Genomic DNA, 19,101 nt, shown 5'->3' with positions numbered 1-19,101 from the left:
ATATCCTCGCTATAGCTGCCGTCAGTCTTGTTAGGACAAAATTAAACCCCCAAAGAGGATTGCCGCGCGAAGCGCGGCAATCCTCTTTGGGGGTTTATGTCCTGATACCGTTGACGGCAGCTATATATTAAGGAACGAAGGGAATAAATTGTTTTAGGAACTTACGTAGCTTCAATAGACCAATTACTTCTCGGACTTTCGGCGATACCAAATCTTCGGGGGGGATATTATCGAGCGATCGCAATTTTTCCATGAGTTCGGTATATTCGGCAGCACTGAGTTGTTTACCATCAATGGGCGATCGGGCATCGGTATAGATCTCCGCACGTAAAACTTCTTCAGGGCTATCTTCCTGAACAGATGGCGGGGTGTTTGACGAGGTGTTTGGCGATATACTTTCGGCGGCAACCAGCAGAGGACTCATGACCAAGGTGGCAATCTGTAAAGTTAGACAAGAAGCAAGAGCCAAGAGCCGATTTTTTACTTGATGTTTTGGGATTGGAGCTTGGCTTTGGGGCTGTTCTTGAGGGTAAGGGCAATGCTTAACGCTAGCGCCCCAATCGATTTGGTACATCTTCACAGCCTCCTGGAATAGTTTTGCGAGATTTTTTACCACACCAAGCACATAGGTACTGGCGAGTTTCTTCGGATAGGTCGATCGCCTTGCTAAAATCAGCGTCTTCGACAACTGCGCCTGTATATTCGCCCGTATCAAAGTTAGGCAGATGCTGACGATCGCGAGGAGAGGCAGTTTCGAGCTTGCCGTAAAACATCTTTACCCGACTGAGATCCGTACCCCTCAAATTGGCTTTAGCCAAAACCGCTCCACCAAAGTTTGCCCCCGTCAGATCGCAGTTCAGAAAATTGGTCTTAATCAAGTTTGCTCCACTCAAATCCGCGTTTCGCAAATCCGTATGGCAAATATCGCGATTTGCTAACATCATTCCTAAATTAACTACCCGTACTCCATTTGCCAGATCGACCACATAGCCACCAGTCCCGTCGAGAATGGGACGACCAAGTAAACCATCTCGTTTCAGGGGGGTAAGGAGATTGGCGCTTGATAGGAAGCGGATAATTTTTGCGCGTCCGTCAGCATCGCAGCCACCTAATAGGGCGGCAGTCCTTGCTTGTGCGATCGCTCTTTCTAGCGGCCAATCTTCCAATTGACCTTGAGGGTCGAGTACGAGGTCAGAAATTCCTTGAAAATAGGAATCAATGGTTTGCTGTTGGGTAATGACATTTTGCTGACCCGTCAAGCTTTCAGAAATCTGATTTTGTCGCCAAGCCACCCACACCGCCAAAATCGCAATTAAAATCTGCCCTACTGCCCCTAAGGCTTCCCACTTAATAGTGTCAAACCATCGGGCAAAGGCGAGATCTAGCTCGGTGACATGGGCAGCCATAAATAAGACCACCCCAGCTAAAATGCTAGACAGGGTAATATCCCAGCGTTGCCCTAGGGGAGAATTAGCGATCGCAGTTACAAACGGCGGCAAGAGAATTGGCAAGATAATCGTGGAGATGATAGCAAGCCCGATATAAACCAATTCATCGCGATCTAAATACATGGCGATGAGAGCCGCAAATGCCGCGATCGTTGCGACGCTTAAAAAGAATGCTTTAATGCGAGAGTTTGGTAGAGCCAATCTAGTAAATGATGTTAATACTGTAGGATTTGCTAGAGATCGCGATCGAAGCTGTATTCGCCCCAATAATATTAACAATATTCTTGCAATTTGGGCTAAAGAGACTAATCAACAAATATGGATATATAGCTGTTGCCAGTCTTGTTAAGTAGTTCAGCATAATTAAAACCCAAAACCAGAGAGCATACCGCCCGCACAGCGGGCGGTATGCTCTTCTAGGTTTTAAGTTTACTTATGCTTAGCTACTTAGTTCTACCATTGTCGAGGATCGAGGCGATAGTATCTTTGTAAGATTTCGTAGAGAGCGGGATGCTTTTGATTTAACTGTTTAGGCTTCTCAAAGAATGTCTCCGTTGCCACCGCAAAAAACTCCGCAGGGTTAGTCGCGCCATAACTATCGAGAACGCTCTTCCTGTTACGTTCTACCCGATCGCATAGTTGTAGATATTCGGCGGTCATGATCTTTGACCATGCAGCATAGTCCAAAGCTCGCGATAAAATTGGTACTCCTTCCGCTTGTCCATCCTCTTGATCGAGTTGATGGGCAAACTCATGTAACACCACATTCCGTCCATCTTGCCAATTTTGAATATCTCTTTTTACCTGTTCCCAAGAGAGAATTAATTGATCCTTTGTCCATGATTCTCCCAATCTAGCAACAAGTCGTTCTTCCACTATATAGCGATCGCTCATGACCATCTCATTGACAATGTAAGCATCGGGATATACCAGAATCGAACGTAGATTAGGGAAATAGGTTTTGCGATCGCCAAACAATAATAAACAGGCGAATGCGGTGATGGTGACCTTCACTTCTTCGGTAATCTGGAATCCCCTACAGCCAATAAATTGCTTTTCCGCCAGCAATACCAGTATATAGCCCTGTAGTTCCTGTTGTTGCGCCGAAGTCAAACTAGGATAAATAGATAGATTCTCCTCAATTATATTTAACCAAGTTCTTGGAAAATGACTCTTTCTAAGGCGATCGCGTTGCCACTTGAGCAAAAATGGATAAATTAAAATGCCAATGGCGATCGCGCCAACCACAATTGAGAAGATAATCGCTAAATCCTTTGGAGAAAACACAAAAAATTAACTGGTTTAAATAAAAGAAATAGAAGAACTAAAGAAGAACTAAAAGAGATTTTAAAAAGAGATTTTAAAAAGAGATTTTAAAAAGAGATTTTAAAAAGAAGCGAAATCCATGCAAGAAAATACGCACTAAAAAGGTTAAGATGACCATCATAATTTCTTTATTTTAGCTTTTTTTCCTGCATCGGATGATTTCGCCACAATTTAAGCTCTATGCCTTGTATTAAACTCGAACCTCTAGGAATTACGATCAACGTCTCAGCCAAAGATAAATTATGGCGATCGCTTAAACATGCCAAGGTAGAATTAGCCGCAACTTGTCAGGGACAAGGAATCTGTGGCACTTGTGCTCTGAGGGTGTTTGATGGCGCGAGCAGCCTCAGTCCGATGGAAAATCTAGAGCAAGCAACCCTGAAGAATGTTCGCCGAGATATTGCCCTCTATCGTTTGACCTGTCAAACTTCGGTTTTAGAAGATGGAGTCGTTTTTTATTTAGATAATAAAGCGGATAAAAAATTAGCCCAAATTTTTGAACGATTAAAAAATCGCTTGGCTCCACGCGATATCCACCATCCCATCACAAGTGAGTTGCTAGTTCAAGAAGGTAACCTGATTACCCAAGAGATTTTAGAACGGTTACTCAGCGACTTCTGAAGGAAGTGGATGGGCTGGTTGTGTTAAAAATTACATATTTTTTTTAACTTTTAGATGTTGCTCAGTTAAGAGGTTATAGACTGATAACAAATTTATTTTTATTCTTAACCTCTACCTGTTGCATCTTTCATGACTCATAAATTAATCATGGTTTATTCTGATTGTCTCGGAATAGAACATTTTGGTTAATTACAGAATTGAAAACCTTTATGTTTCGGATGGGGGATTTTGTGACCAAGCTATTCTAATTTTTTTAATTTTTTCCCCATTAGCCTAAATCTAAAATCAAAATCATATAAAAATTTAATAAAAACATCTAAAGCTATAAAATGCAGACATTAATAATGAATAACTCAGATTCTTTTTTTGAAGAATTTGTGGGCGAGCAGTATCTGCAAAAGCCGCTTATCCACATTGCTATAGCTGAGTCAAAGCCAACTATATCTCAGGCTGTTCTTCAAGAAATCAAAAAAGATAATCGTTTGGTTCCCGATCTCTGTTCCAATTATCAACAGTTAGTTCAGACTGTTAGCCAACAGTCATCCGATCTGATTTTATTGGGTAAATTGGAAGATTTAAATTGGTTAGAAGTTTGCCGCCGTTGCCTCAAACAGTGGCATAACTTGCCGATTATTTTGTTGGTAGATCAGCGAGAAGTCAGCGATTTTTTTCGAGATTGGGCGATCGAACGTGGTGTGCATGATGTTGTGAGCATCCATCCTCAAAATGTGCATCTACTCCAGCAGGCATTAATTCGGCATACCCTCAGAGGTACGCTCCAAAATGCTATCAAGCATAGGCGAGAACTCAAGGGAGCCAGTGTTGAAAAAATCGACACCTTGACTTGGGAAGCCACCCTAGTCGCCCTAAACCGCTTAACTAAGTACAGTTCTTGCTATTTAGGTCCTTTAGCGATCGGCAACTATTGGCATAAAAGCCATCAGAGTCTAGTCGCCTTACATCCATCGTTAGAATATTGGAAAGTCGATTACCAAGGGCAGATCAGTTGCCCTTTTATCTCTGAGCAGATTGAACCCTTAACTGCTTCTCAATTGCAAGATGTCCAAACATGGGTAAGGGCTTTCTTGAAGGAATGCGAACGAGTCATCGTGGACTTTTCGCAGATACTACAAGCGAAGAATCTCTCTGCCGATGTCTCGAAGCTCATTTCTCCAGTGCCATAAGACTTAAGTGAAACAGATCAAACTACAACCATTAAACCAAGATGTGGAGGTTGCAACCGAGAGTACTTTACTCAGTGTTTTACTGAAACAGGAAATGAACGTACTTCAAGCCTGCGGTGGTCAAGGAAGATGTGCAACCTGTCATGTGTACGTGAGGGATGGTGGTGACGCACTCAGCCCCAAAAGCGAACAGGAAATCATGACCCTCAGTTTTATCACTTCATCGAAAGCCAACTCTCGTCTCGCCTGTCAAGCAAGAGTTTGGCAAGATGGCATCGTTATTGAAGTTCCTCAAGGCATGTATATTGGTTCGATTGGAGAATTAAAAAACTTAATCGGTAAAAGAGCGCAACAAAATTTAATTCACCCTTTAACTGGTGAAGTATTAGTTGAAGAAGGTAAGCTGATTTTGCGATCGGCGTTAGAGAAGATGGCAGAAATTGATTCATCGTTTAGTACTGATTTAAGTCAAATTTTATTGCCACCTGAAAAATCTACAGTTGCTAGTAAATAGAGCTATTCACCATTTATTTGTATTCACTTGATTTCTTGCAAGTCATAGTATAGAAAGTTTACACCTAGTTAATCCGAGAATTGTAAATGACCAAATCAACTTTTCGTAATAATAGAGAACCTCTTTTTTCGTTAAACTCTCTATCTCAAGTTTGCCATTATAGTCGTCATACTTTTTTTAAATTTGACCAGTCCAAGGGACAAATTAGAGACTGGAATCAGCATCAATATGTATTGGCTAGCGATGATTTTATTGTTTCGCTCCTGAAGGGGCTAGAACATGAGGTGGGCGATGCATCAGGATGGCTAATGTATCTGATTGGTAAAGATTGGGGGACTAACGATGCCAAGGACTTTAAGGTTTGGTTTGAGCGCGATTACCATTTCAGCGTGAGTAAATCTAACCTGAGTTTTGCCTTAGAAACTTGGTGGTGGCCATTAACGGCTCAGGGCTGGGGGAAGTGGAATGTCGATCTCAGTTCAATTCGGGAAGGTTTTATCTTTATCGATTTATTTGATTCGGCAGTGGCAAAATCGATGGGAAATATTGGGAAGCCTGTGTGTTTTCTCTATGCGGGACTATTGGCAGGTTTCTTTTCGGTCATGCTCAATCGTGGTTTAAGTAGTACCGAAATTCAATGCTATTCCATGGGAAATAATTTCTGCCGTTTTTTGATTGGTTCTGAGACGAGGATTAAAGCTGCTGAATTTTGGTTAAGTTCTGGGGCGACTGCGCAAGAGATCGAGCAAAGGCTTTTGGATCGAGAATCTTCAAGCATTACTGGGGTCAATCCATCTATGGATGCAGGAGGTATATAGGGTGAAAAAACGCAATCGTTTTCATCAACGGAATAGCTGGCTCGATCGCTTGAGAAAACTATGGCGATCCTTTGTGAAATTGCTGCAAAAGATCTTCAGAACAGATGCAGACAAGACTAATTCGCGCCAATCGACTGGGCGAGCCACTGGGCGATCAACTAGCCCTACAGATCTCCATGAACCTATCCCTATAGATAGGGCTTCCTTGGGATCACTGCCGAGACCAACTCCTTTTCTATTAGGCTTAGAAGATATTCAGGATTTGGAAATCTTAAGTACCAAAGATTTAATCGCCCAAATTGAGTGGAATGCTGAGAGTCAGCAAGTTCTAACCGTTAAGGAAGAAGATCTCACTCTGTTGGAGGATTTACTCGTTAACTTTCCTGAGTCGTAATTTGTGGTTTAGGAGTCCCGTGGCTTCGAGACCTCTATGCCTAGTTCTAGAGCGATAACCTGCGGCGCACGCTGCGCGTGCGCCGCAGGTTTCAGGGTTTTATATTTAATTAAGCCCACTTATCTATAATCAAACTTTTACAATCAAACTTCTATAATCAAACTTCTATAATCAAACTTTTATAACCATGCTTACTCTCTTAGAAAATGTTTTAGATCGTGCCGATGGTTCCTATATCAATCCTGAAGATTTGCGAACTTTAGATCGGGCGATCGCTTCTTGGCAACAGCGTCGTCAAACCTATGATTTGATTCAAGCGAAAGAAAATGCGATCGTCGCACAGGTGCTACAACAGATTCAAGCTACGGCTCCCGATATAGCGGCTAAGGTGACGGTGGATGGCGGTAGCAAATGCCAGCGCGATATGGCTTTGGTGCTGCGTTACTGTGCTACGGCGATGCTATTGCAAGATGAGGAATTGCTCAAGGATCGTCTGTTGTATTGGATGCAGAATATTATGTTGGCGCTGAAGAATCAAAGGGTTAATGATTTTGTCTATCGAGCTTTGCAAAAAGCCGTAATGGAAAACTTGCCGAAAGAAAATGCTGCTTTGTTGTTGCCCTACATTGCGATCTCTCACCAATGGTTAACCCGATGATGCTCAATTCAATTCCTGGAAATTATTTTTCCCCTCGATTTTATGTTAAGTCCGATTCTGCAACGGGTTTACTCTCAACAAGGCAAGGCGATCGCCTTGTCGCTGTGCCCGATTTTTTATTGCGGAGTATCCATACCGCTTTAGCATCGGAAGCTGGGCAAGCGGGTACTTTGGCGCTTTATACCTTTGGGTTTGGCTGGGGTGGTTCCTTTTACGATCATATCCGTGGTGAGATCGAGTCCTACCAAGGCAAAACGATCATGGCAACAAATGCAGTGGAGTTTTTGGCAACCATGCGCCAGCTTTGGACAGTGCATGGCATGGGCAATCTCACCCTCGACTTTGGCTATCGCCATCACGGTCTGATCGTCGTGACTACGGAAAATTCAGTGTTAACAACAGGAAGCGAAATTGGCTTGCAGTCAGGTCGATTGCCTTGGCATCAGTTACAGGCGGGCTTCATTGCCGCATGGTTTTCCCGTTGGGCTGGTAAGGATATTCGGGCCTGTGCTACGGATTGGTCATCTCAGACTGAAGTGGATTCACCATTGGATTCTCCACAAGAGAGCTATACACGCTTTATTTTGGGTGTCACTAGCAAGATCCAACCGATTGAACCTTGGGTAAAGCAGGGTTTGCGGACTGCGGAAATCCTAGAAAAATTAACGGCAACGTAAGCTTTGCTTAGGGCAGCTATAAAACCCAAAAGATGAGTGACGGCACTTCGTGCCGTCACTCATCTTTTGGGTTTAGCCTCTTGTTCGGCAAGCCCTAAATATTGCAGTAATGTTTGAATTTGGCTGGGGGTATGGGTTGCCATTAAAGTAATCCGAATTCTTGCCGTAGGAACTGTCGGTGGACGGATGGCAGGGGCAAAGATGCCCCGATCGCGTAAATACTGAGACTGCGCCATTGTCGTAGCAATATCACCAACCTCGATCGCCACAATCGGCGAATCAAAGGCGATCGCTGGAATCCCCAATGCCTGTAAACCTTGCTTGACCATCGCCACATTTTGCCAAAGTTGTTGCCGTAGCGAGCTTTCCGATTTAACGATCTCAATTGCTGCGATCGCTGCGCCTGTATCCGCAGGCGATAAACCAGTTGTATAGATCCAAGTTGCAGCCCGATTTCGCAGGTAATCAATTAACTTGGCGGAGCCTGCCACATAGCCGCCCAAACTACCCAAAGCTTTGCTCAAAGTACCTACTTGGATTAAGTCCGCACCCAGCCCCAAGGCATTGGTCACTCCGCCACCGCGATCGCCAAAAACTCCTGTGCCATGAGCCTCATCAACTAGCACCATGCAGTCATAGGTGGCAGCTAAGTTCATAATTTCTCTTAAGGGAGCCAGATCGCCATCCATACTAAATACACTGTCCGTAGTAATTAAACAACGGCGATATTTAGAACGGTGCGCTTGTAATTTAGCTGAGAGATCTGCCAAACTGCCATGTTGATAATCGATCGCCATAGCACCACTCATCACAGCGCCCTTTTTCAAACAAGAGTGATTGTAGGCATCGCCTACAATTAAGTCCCGCTGCCCGACTATGGCTGATATCGTTCCCAAATTTGCTAAATAGCCAGAACTAAAAACCAAGGCTGCTTCGGTATTTTTAAGATCGGCGATCGCTAATTCCAGTTCTTCATGAAGGGCTAGATGTCCCGTGACCAAACGTGAGCCCGTAGTGCCAGTACCGTACTTTTCGGTTGCCGCGATCGCCGCTTCAATTAAACGGCGATCGCCTGCCAATCCCAAATAATTATTACTGGCAAACATGAGCATTTCGCGTCCATTCACCTTGGCGATCGTCCCTGCTTTGCTAGTGATTGTTTGGGTAGATCGATGCCAATTAGCTTTATGGATTGAATCCAAAGAGCGATCAAGCCAGTCGTAGGGAGTAGATGCCAATTTCGTCTTCACACTTCTTTACAAATTAAGATTAAAATTAGATTGGTATATATTAACTAGGTTTAAAATGACTGTTGCCTATCCCCATAAACTTCGCGGACAGCTAAGCGCTCAAGATATCCTTGAGCGAGTGGTACGTCAACGTGACATCCACATGGTAACCCTCAATCGCTATCGTTTCAACGAGCAACGGAGCTGTAAGGATCTTACCGACTTAATCGAAAAACTTGATGGTAAACCCCGCGATCTAATTAAAGATTTATCTCATCATATTGCCGATGAAGCTCGTCACGCGCTCTGGCTGACCGATCTGCTCTACGAACTTGGTGAAGATATCGGTACTCCTCCTGGATCTTCTTATATAGACGAGTTTGAGCGCTTGATTGGTTACGAAACTATTGGTAGTAGCCCTGAAGATGGCATCATCGAGTCTCTAGCCGCTATTAATGTCACCGAAAAGCGTGGTTGTGAATACTTCGCGGCTCACATTCGGGCACTTCAGAAGTCAGAGCAAACGCCTGAAAACATCAAAATTCGCGAAACCATCGAAAAAATCATGCCTGAAGAGGTTGCCCATGTGCGCTGGGGCAATCGGAAACTTGCAGAAATTGGCAAGAAGAGTGAAGCTCTTCATGCCAAGGTGGATCTCGCAAAGCGCAAATATGCCGCGATCGAGCAAGCAGCCTACGAATCAGGGATGGATGTGCTTGCAGGTGCGGAGGTGCGCCGCGTTGAGAACTTAATGAAGATTGTCGATACTCTTCCCCTTTGGCAACGTCCTCAATATTTGGTTGATCGGCTTCCCCAGACTTTGTTCTCTCCTGAGTTACAAAAGACCAGAATCGATCTTGCCAAAAAAGCGTGGGAGAAGGATCCTGCTTCTTTCGTTGAGAAGTTCATTCCGATGTTCTTTGCTGGCAATCTCAAAGATACGGCAGCCAAGGCAGGGGAATATTAATCAAAAAGCTTGTAGAGTAAGCATAGCTTACTCTACAGGCTTTGCCTCTTTAGCAGGAAGTAACTCCATTCGGATTTCGCAGGCGTAACCGAATTTCTGTCCATACTCTAGCTGCACCCTGTTCTTCTTGGCGAATTCTTTGACCGCTAAAGGCAGGATAGCGAACGTAAAATACGGCATCTGCTACTCGATCCAGATTGCCATCAAAAAAAGCAGAATAGCCATCAAAACAATATCCACCACTAAATGAGTGAGAATTAGCTCTCACCACCCGTTGAATTGCTTGCCATTCTCGAATAAATAAACCATTCTCAGTATCAATTTTTGAGTCACGCATCTCTGGACGGAGCTGCCACCACAATTCATCTGTTAATGCATCAACTCCATCGTTATAAGTAGAAGGGCTTGCATAAGCTGATAGAGTTGGCATAGAAGTAGTGACACCCAAACATAGGATTCCTGATAGGACAATAGAAGCTAGTTTCATACTTGTAACCAGAGCTATAGGTTTTTACTAAGTAGTTCGGCATAATTAAGAAACCAGAACCAGAGGGCATACCGCCCACTATGTGGGCGGTATGCTCTTCTAGGTTTTATACCAATTCACGAAAGTGTGACAACACTTTTGTGAATTAAAAAACAAACCCAGTAATGGTTTTCAAAGCTCAAAATGGCGTAGCCATTTTGAGCTTTGGTATTAAGTTTACTTATGCCTAGCTACTTACAACACTCCGAGCCTTCTAGATTCCACAGAGAGATCGAAGTTTGGTAAATCAGACCGCAATGCGAAAAAATAGTTCCCAATTAAATATTTGAGCATAGATGCCAACCTACTTGAATAATTCCTTCAATCCATGCAATAAACGATTGGGGATCCTCTGCGCCAACGATCGCACTCCGTTCTTGAGAGAGAATTTCTTGCTTATCACTACCAAAATATAAACCAAATAGATTTAGTGCGATCGCTTCATCGGTTTGTGTGGATGGCGTTGGCAAACTCCAATCTTGGGCTTTAAGTTGGAGTAAATTAGTATAGCTATGGCTCCAATTCGCATCTTTACCCCTATTGCCATCGCGATCACGATAATCTGCTAACCACTGCAAATATTGCCAAGGGGTAGTCCATTGAACATATTGACCATTGTCAAAAAGAATCCGAATCGTCACGCGATCTCGCTGTCCTGCCGCAAAGTGATTGGCAAATTTTTCCGCTTCTCGACAATGGCGCAAAATATCCCGTGGAGATACCAAATGCCCTGCCCAGACAAATCCGACACTCAGGATAATCCCGAGGTTTTCTTGTTGCCAACTAGCGTGTAAATCAATCAACCACTCGATTGCTCCCTGACTCTTTAATTGTGCGCTCTCTTGTTCTCTATGCATCACGCCAAGGAAGTCATACCCACCAACATACGCCATCAAACCTCGATCAACTTCCGTGGAAAAATTCTTACCCCAAGCTCTTAAGGAATGACTAAATTGAGTGAGGTTAGCCCTATCTTTCAGCTTGGTAAGACGCGCATTAACCCTATCTCCATCACCCATAAACCAAGCGTTCCAGTAGGTTCCCCCCCGATTCTCGTCACGCAGCAACATTTCGCGAAATCTTGGCGAATAGAAATCTCGATGGATTTTTTTCGCGATCGCTTCATAGGTAACTAATCTTTTAATTAATTCGAGGATATTTATTCCCTCACTTTTATTAATGGGAATGAAATCATTTCCCTTGATCGCAGGATCGAGAATTTTAGCAATACATTGATAGATTCTTTTGATTTCTGTGGTACTTAACCTTAATTTGTCCTTGTTTTTATGGGTGATCGTACCTTTATGCAATTGACTATGCAATCGATCTGGCAATTGACTAGAATCTTTAGTAGTTTCCTTAGTAGTTTCCTTTGATTCGCCCCAGTCGCGGCGCAGCTTCCGCGCTTCCAAATCTTGCAAGGCGGTCTCAATCGTCTCACCATCTCCCCAAAAAATTCCCCAAGGTTGCATCTTCCATTTTGTCCAAGCAACTGCCCATTCAGTGGAGTTTGTCAGTTCGGGAAGTTCGGAGTTTAGATTCTCTTGCAGCCATTCATAACAGGTATTCACAATATCTTCCCAGCCTTCCATCAAAGCTTTGAGAGCTTCGCTACAAGAGAAATTGCCCATAACTAAAATATGACTGGGGATTCCTTGGACGATATCGTCATTAGCGATCGCAGGCAATATCACTTCAACACCTTTGTTTTGGGCTGCTCTAACGATCTTCCAGCTTAAATAGGAAAGGATTTGGGATGCTCCATAAAGCTCGCGCAATCTGCGAGACTTTTCGATAAAATTCGGCATGGGCGCAAAACTGAGCGCCGTATACTTAGGGATCTTTGGAGAAAATTGTTCGAGATTGATAGGTTCCTGCATTGGTATATTTTCGTTTTCTAACGTATCTTTTGACACAATCGTTCTGCCTCTCTTACACATTAAGAACAGTAATTTATCAGTTATTTATCATAGATGGCTATTTTATAAAAATATTTTTGTAGCTGATTTATATGGTCTGTATTAGACCTATACAAAAGAATTTAAAGATATTTAGGATTTTTATAAAATATTGTTATTTACTTGACAGGAATCTTATGGCTAAGGCTCGTACTTTAGACTTCTATAGCGATCGGCAAGCCTCTGATCTTTTTAAAGATGTGCGGGTGCTTAGCACCCGCACATCCTTAAACGATTTATACGCTAAATAACTGGCATGGTTAAGCCACAAAAGCCTTTGACCAAAGCAGAGTAGCGTATTCCGAAGCGATGCGCTGCCACAAATTATTTAGGATTGGTATATAATCAAAAGTAAATCAAAAGTAAATCAAAAGTAAATTTAAGTACTTCCTTCCCACCCAAAAAATAGGCATTATTAAAGTGAATAATTAGGCGTACGCGGTTTCGACGCGCAAGCCTAATTATTCACTGGGTAGAGAGTAGTATTCAGGTATTGCTTGGTATTGCGGTCGAAATATAACCCCATGTATTCATTGGAAGCAAACATTCTGAACCGTCGCTATGAATTACCGACCTGTCTGTTAGAGGTTTGGACAGAGCGATCTTCCCTATCGGAATGGCGATCGCAAATTGTTGCCCAAAATCTCCGCTTTCGTTTACAACTCGCTCAAGGTAGAAAAGCCATTGAGGGCAACCAGCAGCAAATTGTCAATTTAATTGAGGCAGTTACTGCCTACTGCGATCGCTGGTTAGCCCAAGATGATTTTGCAACCCTCGAACATGCGATCGTCGTTCCTAAACTGTCAAAGCTAAAACTTTCGACTCTCCAATTATTTGACCTCTACGAAAGCCTAGAACTCTGTGCGAATGAGTTTGTGATTTTACCGAATTTGGTGTTAGAAGTCCGCCGATTCCATCCCAACTGGCTCAAAATCATGGCAGGCGCGATCGCTATTGTCGGCGTTAGTATTGGGACAATTCGTTTGATTTCGTCACCTTTTGGTGAGCAGCGCGGCTATCAGATTGCGGCTACCGCCACCTCGCAACCCGAACGGGTCGCAACCACTATCCCTGAGGATAAATCTAGTAATGCGGCTAAGAGTCCATCGTCTCCCATCCCTTCCCATTCAAGTACCCCCTCTCAACCTTCCGCTTCTGGAGCATTGCCGAAGGTTGAGGTACCTTCGGCAACTCTCAAAGATACCAATCGCCAAGATATCAATCGCCAAGATAACAATCGCGACTCGAAAAGTTTAGAAAGCATGGATAAAGTTGCGATCGCTCCAGAACCAAATATTTCTGGGACTGTTGGTTCTGATGCTGCTAGCAATCGCCAACGTATAGATAATCGCCCCTCCACTTTGGGGAGTAGCGCTAAAATAGCCCCTAGGGAACAACCAAGGCGTTTAGAAGTTCCCAATCAAGCTGGATTGGATTCAGCAGCAGAAATTTCTAAACCATCATCTGCCGCCCCGATGCCATTACCGAGTATCTCGGCAGCTTCACGGGCTGCTAATGAAAATACGATCGCCACAACTAATATCAAAGTTTTACAAATTCAATCGGAGCTACCCAGCGATATCACGACCGCTTTTGTCCGTTATATCCAATCCCAAAAAGTAGCGGTGGTAGGGACAACGATTACTATTGAACTAGATGTTTCAGGCGATCGGGTGCAGAAAATATCTATAGATCGCCAAGATACAGATCGCCAAAATGCAGATCACCAAGATGCCATCCTGAGAGCACAAAATATAACCTCTGAACTCGAAAAGGTCATTACGGAATGGCGATCGCCGAACGCAGTTACGGGGAAAATTCGTCTAGTCCTGCAAATCTAAACAGGTAAGGATGGGCGACGCTTTGCGTCGCCCATCCTTACCTATTTAGTTTTTGGTTATGAGCTGAGCTGAAATACAAAACTAACCTTGTCACCTTTACCCAGCGAAATGCGATCGCCGGCCCTAAGTTTATGGCGATTGCCCGCAGGTAGCGGTAGATTATTAATATAAGTACCGTTCGAGCTGCCCGTATCTTCAAAATAGAACGATCCGCCATCCGAGCGAATATCTGCATGGATACGAGAGACGATATCTGAGTCGGGGAAGCCAGACACATCAATATCGGGAGGAATTACCGTATTGGGCTTACCAATATGCACAACTGGCAAGTGGGCTGGAATTTCAATGGTGAGATTTGTTTGGACATGGAGTAAAGATGCTGCAAATTGCTGTAACTGCGTTTTAACGCTCGCGGGCGAACTCATGGGGGCTTTTCCTAAAGGAGATGGATTATTTGCCTCTGCTTCAAGTAAGGCTTCAATCTCAGTAAATCGGGGATTAGCAGAAACTGCTGAGGTGTCAGGAATAGAATTTATCACAAAACTTTCCGCAGAATTACCCTCTGTCATTTCCTCAGCTAAAGAGCTTGATTGGGAGCTTGAAGTATTGTTAAGCTCCGCTGGGACGGCAGTACCTTCTGATGATGGCTCGACCTTGACAGAAGGGGCGATCGCATTTTCTGGACTCACATTCGGGAGCAAATTAGTCGCAGTTGCTGCCATGAGATTAAATCCACAATGCCCGCAAAACTTAGCATCTGACAACACAGTTGCATGACAATTAGGACATTCTATGTTTTTGATTATGGGCAGTGGCGTAAAGCAGGCTTCGCAGTTTACGGCTCCGTCGGGATTAGCATGAGAGCAGTTAGGACAGGTAATCATAAGAGCAACTTAAGATGGACAGTTGGAAAGTTCTGAACTAGCGACTTATCAAAAATTTAAGGATTTGGAGGTGTTTGTAGTACAGTTTTTGATGCAATGCGGGTTTTCTTCCGTTCTGACTCGCTTAGGGCAGTACCAGTTTGTAGACGAGTTGCGTTATTTTGCAGGATTGTAGATGCATTGTAATCGCCCATTTGCAAAGCAGTTTTAGCAGCAGATTGTAACATTGTTGCCGCACCTGCGCGATCGCCCTGTTGCAGTTTTTGCTCGGCAAGCTGTGTTTGCCGATATTTAGCCAAGGCTAGCAAATGATTCTGCACCTGTGAATCGAGCTGAGGTGTAAAGTCTTGGACGAGTTCCGCCGTGATCGTTACGGGGTCAGATAGGGAATTAATCTGTGCTAGTGATGGGATATCATAACGAACTTGGGCAGTCAAAATTGGAATTGTTGAGCTGGCCGGGTTTTCCGCAATATAGCTAGCAGGGCTGATGTATAAATTAAACAGGACGACCCTTTCTACATCCGTCATCAGATCGCCGAGTCTCACGATAATGGCATTACCCTCGGTTTGATAGGGTAACTCGATCGTATCAGGGGAGACTTGAGCGATCGGCTTCAATTCCGCCAATCTGACATAGGGGGCAAGCTGCAAAACTAAGTGAGCATTGGTCAGCCCGATCGCTTGAACACGTTTTAATAATTTTTGAAATTCTTCACTCGCCGCCGCAGGAGAGGCAATATATGCCATTGCCCCACCCCCAGCATCCGCAATCCGCTCTAGCACATCTTGATTCCAACTATCTCCAAATCCGAGGCTATGAAGCGTCATATTGTATTCCGTTGCTAGACGCGAAAACTGCAAACAACGCTCGTTATCACCATGCTCGTTTTCCCCATCGGTCAGCACAAAAAGCTGACTCACCGTACCATCTTTGCCCTTGCTGGTTTCCTGCAAACCCAACTTGATCCCATCATCAATACAGGTGCCACCCGAAGCCTTGAGAGATTGAATTTTTTCTTTGATCGACTCAGTCCGATCCACGAGTTGATTTTCGACTACCACATGAGCTTTATGGTCAAATCCAATCACACTAATTCGATCCTGTAAATGCATCCGATCTACTAAATCCCTTGCCGCACGTTTGACCGTATCAAGGGGTTGACCGCCCATAGAACCACTGTGATCTAACACAAGACATAGGTTAAGTGGTGCGTTATTGCCATCAACAGAAGCATTTGCCGAAACAGAGATCGCTAACTGACGTTGACTGCTACCTTGGTTGCTATCAAGCAGGCGATCGCTTAACTTACAAGTCAAATTTACGCTCATTTAATCTCTATCCTTAGGATTTCACAGGATTTTTCTAGGATTTCATCGGGATCGAACGGCTTTGTCATATAGACATCTGCGCCCACATCTTCGCCCCGACTGCGATCGAATTCTTGCCCCTTGGCGGTTAACATAATAATATATACATCGCTTAAGCTGTCATCGCTTTTAACCTTTTGGCAGACTTCGTAGCCATTCATCTTGGGCATCATGACATCTAAAAACACCAGATCGGGCTTTTCACTCTGAATCGTCTCGAGTGCCTCTTGACCATTAGTGGCGATTAACAAATCTACGTCATAATCTTCTAGCTCTTCCAAGGTTTGCTCTAATAGCATACGAATGTGCGGCTCATCGTCAACAATTAGTAGTTTTTTACTCATCTTCAAGCCTGCGAGGTATCTCAAAACTAATGTATCACTTACAGGACTGTCTGTGTGTCTAAAAGCGATCTAGGAAAGTACTCTTTGATTGCATTCATCAAGATCTTCATTGGTGAGGACAGATTGGCATTCTAGGAGCGAGAAGGACAGTTTTTATTAGACATATAAAACCAAGAAATAGCGGTGCGGGATGAAGCCCCGCACCGCTATTTCTTGACTGGGAAGGGAGTAAAAAATGGCTACGCCAATTCTTACAGCAATTATCGATCAAACGAACCACAAGTAAATTTTTAAAAGCGTTGCGAAGCAACGCTTTTAAAAATTTACTTGGTTTGGGTTTGAGCGCAAAGCGCTGTAACTTGAAAACCCTCTAATCTTGCTGGCTAATCTTGATAGATTACCTCAAAAATTTCTACTAGATTTTTCTTTCCTTTAACAGGTAAAGTACCAAACTCACGAAACTCAAAACTTGATTGGGTGGCATCGTAAACACTGCGCGTTACTAAAATCTGCCCTCCCTTAGCTAAGCCTTGCAATCGCGATGCAATATTCATTTCATCACCGATCGCCGTATAGTCCATATGCTGAGGCGAACCGATATTACCTACGATGACATCTCCCGAACTAATCCCAATTCCTGTAATAAAATTCTCGCGAATCCATTCAATCGGCAAATTCTTAATCCGCTTTTGCATATTGATTGCCGCCGAGATTGCCCAATATTCGCGATCGGCGATCGCTGAAGGTGCGCCAAACATTGCCACGATCATATCGCCTACAAACTTATTCACCGTCCCTTGATGATTGAAAATAACGTCTACCATCTGCGTAAAATACTCATTCAGATAAGTGACTAGTTGTTCTGGTTCCAGTTCCTCACACTTAGTCGTAAAATTCCGAATGTCGGAAAATAGCATTGCTATTTTCCGTTTACTCGTATTTAAGGATATCTCTTCCTTCTCATTAATTACTGCCTCCGCTACCTGTGGTGATAGGTAACGTTCTAAATTATTTTTAATTCGCTGTTCCCGTAGTTTACTCTCATGCAGGAAAGCATTTTCGATCGCGCCCGAAGCTTGGCTTGCGATCGCCGTAAAGAGCTTAAGCTCCTGAGATGTATAGTTTACTGTTTCAGAACTACTAATATTGATGACCCCAATCGTTCTGTTTTTATTAATAATTGGCGCACATATTAGGGCGTAGCATTCATTTTCATTGGTGAGATAACGGGGATCTTTGGACGCATCATTTACTAATTCAGCTTTACCTGTGGTAAACACATGCCCCGCAATCCCCCGATCAATAGGGATTTGTGAACGATTTAACGATTCCGCAGTACCTTTAGCCGCAATGATTTCTAGGCAATTCGCTTGTGCGTTATAAATCATCACAGATACGCTAGTTGAAGGGATGAGACGACTAGATTCTTCAATTACGAGATCGCCTATTGCTCTTATATCTAAACAGGTGGATAGTTTGCTAGTGATCGTGTACAGAAGGTTAATCTCGCGGTACTTATCTAAAGCATCCGCCACTAGTGTTTTCTGCTCGAATTCACGCTTGACAAAATAGCTCGCAAAATCAGCAACCAGTTCGACCTGTTCTTTTCCGATCGCCCAGCCCAATATTTCATCCCCCAATAAAATGGGGATTTTTTTAATTTCCTTTTCTAATTCTAGGCTTTCGTATTTTTCCTCTATGTTGTGATGAGCATTGTTGTGAGCAATCTCCCCATGCATACCCAAATCTGTGATCAGCAACTGTCCTTCCCGATCTTGAATGGCGATCGCAGAAGTGAGATTAGCTGTCATTCCCCTTAATAAGGATAATATTTCTTGTTTTAGCAATACCTTTTTAAGATTGATCGATGACATGGGTTAAAAGCTATAGGTTTGTTTGGCTGGGGAGTTTTTTGCCGCCCATGCTAAATATCATAACGATTAATAAAGTAGAAACAAACGCTATAATGCTGAGCGGCTAGAGCTTCAATCCTACTAAGCTGTTTGCTCTACTCAAATTTGTTAAATAAATTGTTAAATAAAAAAGATATAATTTGCATTTTTGGATGATTTTCAAGAGTTTTACGCTTGATTTACACAGAATACATGAGAATACATGGAAATTATTCTGGATTAAAATCTTTGGCTCAATAGGTGAATCTTGGGCGTTGCACAAATGAGAGATGAATGAGTAAATAAAAGATAACGAGTTTTAGCAATGAAAAACAATGAAATGTCCAAAGTGTGGTTCAACACATATTACGTAAAAATGGGAAACGAGGAGACAAACAAAATCATATTTGTGCTGATTGCGGTCGTCAGTTCATTGATAACTACTCAGTG

19 protein-coding genes and 1 pseudogene are annotated in these 19,101 nt (G+C 43.3%); 10 read left to right on the top strand and 10 right to left on the bottom strand.

Going from position 1 to position 19,101, the window contains the following annotated elements:
• Window positions 1-127: 127 nt before the first annotated feature.
• The 3 genes from PSE7429_RS13070 to PSE7429_RS13060 all read right to left on the bottom strand — a co-directional run bounded on the left by PSE7429_RS13070 (window position 128) and on the right by PSE7429_RS13060 (window position 2,735).
• Complete coding sequence (locus PSE7429_RS13070; protein ID WP_009627690.1) at window positions 128-574, bottom strand: hypothetical protein; 447 nt, start codon at window positions 572-574, stop codon at window positions 128-130.
• Window positions 549-1,571: a pentapeptide repeat-containing protein gene (locus PSE7429_RS13065; protein WP_009627689.1), complete on the bottom strand. Its 1,023-nt coding sequence runs from the start codon at window positions 1,569-1,571 to the stop codon at window positions 549-551. Before PSE7429_RS13065 ends, PSE7429_RS13070 begins: the two co-directional genes overlap by 26 nt.
• A 330-nt stretch (window positions 1,572-1,901) precedes the next feature.
• Window positions 1,902-2,735, bottom strand: a complete 834-nt coding sequence (locus PSE7429_RS13060; protein WP_009627687.1) for a M90 family metallopeptidase — start codon at window positions 2,733-2,735, stop codon at window positions 1,902-1,904.
• Window positions 2,736-2,954: 219 nt separating this feature from the next.
• Here PSE7429_RS13060 and PSE7429_RS13055 point away from each other — a divergent pair, with 219 nt between their 5' ends.
• The 7 genes from PSE7429_RS13055 (at window position 2,955) to PSE7429_RS13025 (ending at window position 7,640) form a co-directional block, all read left to right on the top strand.
• A complete protein-coding gene (locus tag PSE7429_RS13055; protein WP_009627686.1) occupies window positions 2,955-3,395 on the top strand; it encodes a 2Fe-2S iron-sulfur cluster-binding protein in 441 nt (146 codons plus the stop codon).
• Window positions 3,396-3,724: 329 nt separating this feature from the next.
• On the top strand, window positions 3,725-4,579 hold the full coding sequence (locus tag PSE7429_RS13050; RefSeq protein ID WP_009627685.1) for a response regulator: 855 nt from the start codon (window positions 3,725-3,727) through the stop codon (window positions 4,577-4,579).
• A 7-nt stretch (window positions 4,580-4,586) separates the two neighbouring features.
• Entirely contained in the window at window positions 4,587-5,093 is a 507-nt protein-coding gene (locus PSE7429_RS13045; protein ID WP_009627684.1) for a 2Fe-2S iron-sulfur cluster-binding protein, read from the top strand.
• An 86-nt stretch (window positions 5,094-5,179) separates the two neighbouring features.
• The gene (locus PSE7429_RS13040) at window positions 5,180-5,911 is read left to right on the top strand and encodes a V4R domain-containing protein (RefSeq protein ID WP_009627683.1); all 732 of its coding nucleotides are present in this window, start codon (window positions 5,180-5,182) and stop codon (window positions 5,909-5,911) included.
• 1 nt (window position 5,912) lies between these two features.
• The gene (locus PSE7429_RS13035; protein WP_040688578.1) at window positions 5,913-6,305 is read left to right on the top strand and encodes a hypothetical protein; all 393 of its coding nucleotides are present in this window, start codon (window positions 5,913-5,915) and stop codon (window positions 6,303-6,305) included.
• A gap of 187 nt (window positions 6,306-6,492) precedes the next feature.
• Window positions 6,493-6,963: a globin family protein gene (locus tag PSE7429_RS13030; RefSeq protein WP_009627681.1), complete on the top strand. Its 471-nt coding sequence runs from the start codon at window positions 6,493-6,495 to the stop codon at window positions 6,961-6,963.
• The gene (locus tag PSE7429_RS13025; RefSeq protein ID WP_009627680.1) at window positions 6,960-7,640 is read left to right on the top strand and encodes a hypothetical protein; all 681 of its coding nucleotides are present in this window, start codon (window positions 6,960-6,962) and stop codon (window positions 7,638-7,640) included. Before PSE7429_RS13030 ends, PSE7429_RS13025 begins: the two co-directional genes overlap by 4 nt.
• A gap of 59 nt (window positions 7,641-7,699) precedes the next feature.
• On the opposite strand, the gene bioF is transcribed toward PSE7429_RS13025, so the two are convergent.
• Window positions 7,700-8,890: an 8-amino-7-oxononanoate synthase gene (bioF, locus tag PSE7429_RS13020; RefSeq protein WP_009627679.1), complete on the bottom strand. Its 1,191-nt coding sequence runs from the start codon at window positions 8,888-8,890 to the stop codon at window positions 7,700-7,702.
• A gap of 55 nt (window positions 8,891-8,945) precedes the next feature.
• Between bioF and PSE7429_RS13015 the strand changes: the two genes are divergently transcribed.
• On the top strand, window positions 8,946-9,836 hold the full coding sequence (locus PSE7429_RS13015; RefSeq protein ID WP_009627678.1) for a ferritin-like domain-containing protein: 891 nt from the start codon (window positions 8,946-8,948) through the stop codon (window positions 9,834-9,836).
• A 49-nt stretch (window positions 9,837-9,885) separates the two neighbouring features.
• On the opposite strand, the gene PSE7429_RS13010 is transcribed toward PSE7429_RS13015, so the two are convergent.
• Both PSE7429_RS13010 and PSE7429_RS13005 read right to left on the bottom strand, forming a co-directional pair.
• Window positions 9,886-10,323: a hypothetical protein gene (locus tag PSE7429_RS13010; protein WP_009627677.1), complete on the bottom strand. Its 438-nt coding sequence runs from the start codon at window positions 10,321-10,323 to the stop codon at window positions 9,886-9,888.
• A gap of 317 nt (window positions 10,324-10,640) precedes the next feature.
• Window positions 10,641-12,278 (bottom strand): type III-B CRISPR-associated protein Cas10/Cmr2, encoded by a 1,638-nt coding sequence (locus PSE7429_RS13005; protein ID WP_233424350.1) that lies wholly within the window; start codon window positions 12,276-12,278, stop codon window positions 10,641-10,643.
• 566 nt (window positions 12,279-12,844) lie between these two features.
• On the opposite strand from PSE7429_RS13005, the gene PSE7429_RS13000 reads away from it, so the two are divergent.
• Window positions 12,845-14,161: a DUF4335 domain-containing protein gene (locus PSE7429_RS13000; protein ID WP_009627674.1), complete on the top strand. Its 1,317-nt coding sequence runs from the start codon at window positions 12,845-12,847 to the stop codon at window positions 14,159-14,161.
• A 56-nt stretch (window positions 14,162-14,217) separates the two neighbouring features.
• Here the strand turns inward: PSE7429_RS13000 and PSE7429_RS12995 are convergent, their stop codons facing one another.
• The 4 genes from PSE7429_RS12995 to PSE7429_RS12980 form a co-directional block, all read right to left on the bottom strand.
• On the bottom strand, window positions 14,218-15,045 hold the full coding sequence (locus PSE7429_RS12995; protein ID WP_009627673.1) for an FHA domain-containing protein: 828 nt from the start codon (window positions 15,043-15,045) through the stop codon (window positions 14,218-14,220).
• A 56-nt stretch (window positions 15,046-15,101) separates the two neighbouring features.
• Window positions 15,102-16,376: a vWA domain-containing protein gene (locus PSE7429_RS12990; protein ID WP_009627672.1), complete on the bottom strand. Its 1,275-nt coding sequence runs from the start codon at window positions 16,374-16,376 to the stop codon at window positions 15,102-15,104.
• On the bottom strand, window positions 16,373-16,759 hold the full coding sequence (locus tag PSE7429_RS12985; protein WP_009627671.1) for a response regulator transcription factor: 387 nt from the start codon (window positions 16,757-16,759) through the stop codon (window positions 16,373-16,375). The genes PSE7429_RS12990 and PSE7429_RS12985 overlap by 4 nt, the downstream gene beginning before the upstream one ends.
• Before the next feature lie 383 nt (window positions 16,760-17,142).
• Window positions 17,143-18,633: an adenylate/guanylate cyclase domain-containing protein gene (locus PSE7429_RS12980; protein WP_009627670.1), complete on the bottom strand. Its 1,491-nt coding sequence runs from the start codon at window positions 18,631-18,633 to the stop codon at window positions 17,143-17,145.
• A 353-nt stretch (window positions 18,634-18,986) separates the two neighbouring features.
• Here PSE7429_RS12980 and PSE7429_RS26650 point away from each other — a divergent pair.
• Window positions 18,987-19,101: pseudogene (locus tag PSE7429_RS26650) on the top strand (IS1/IS1595 family N-terminal zinc-binding domain-containing protein); the annotation flags it as partial.

Source organism: Pseudanabaena biceps PCC 7429 (assembly GCF_000332215.1).
Classification (GTDB): domain Bacteria; phylum Cyanobacteriota; class Cyanobacteriia; order Pseudanabaenales; family Pseudanabaenaceae; genus Pseudanabaena; species Pseudanabaena biceps.
Note: the sequence above shows the minus strand (reverse complement) of the source record. Positions and strands in the feature narration are given on the sequence as shown.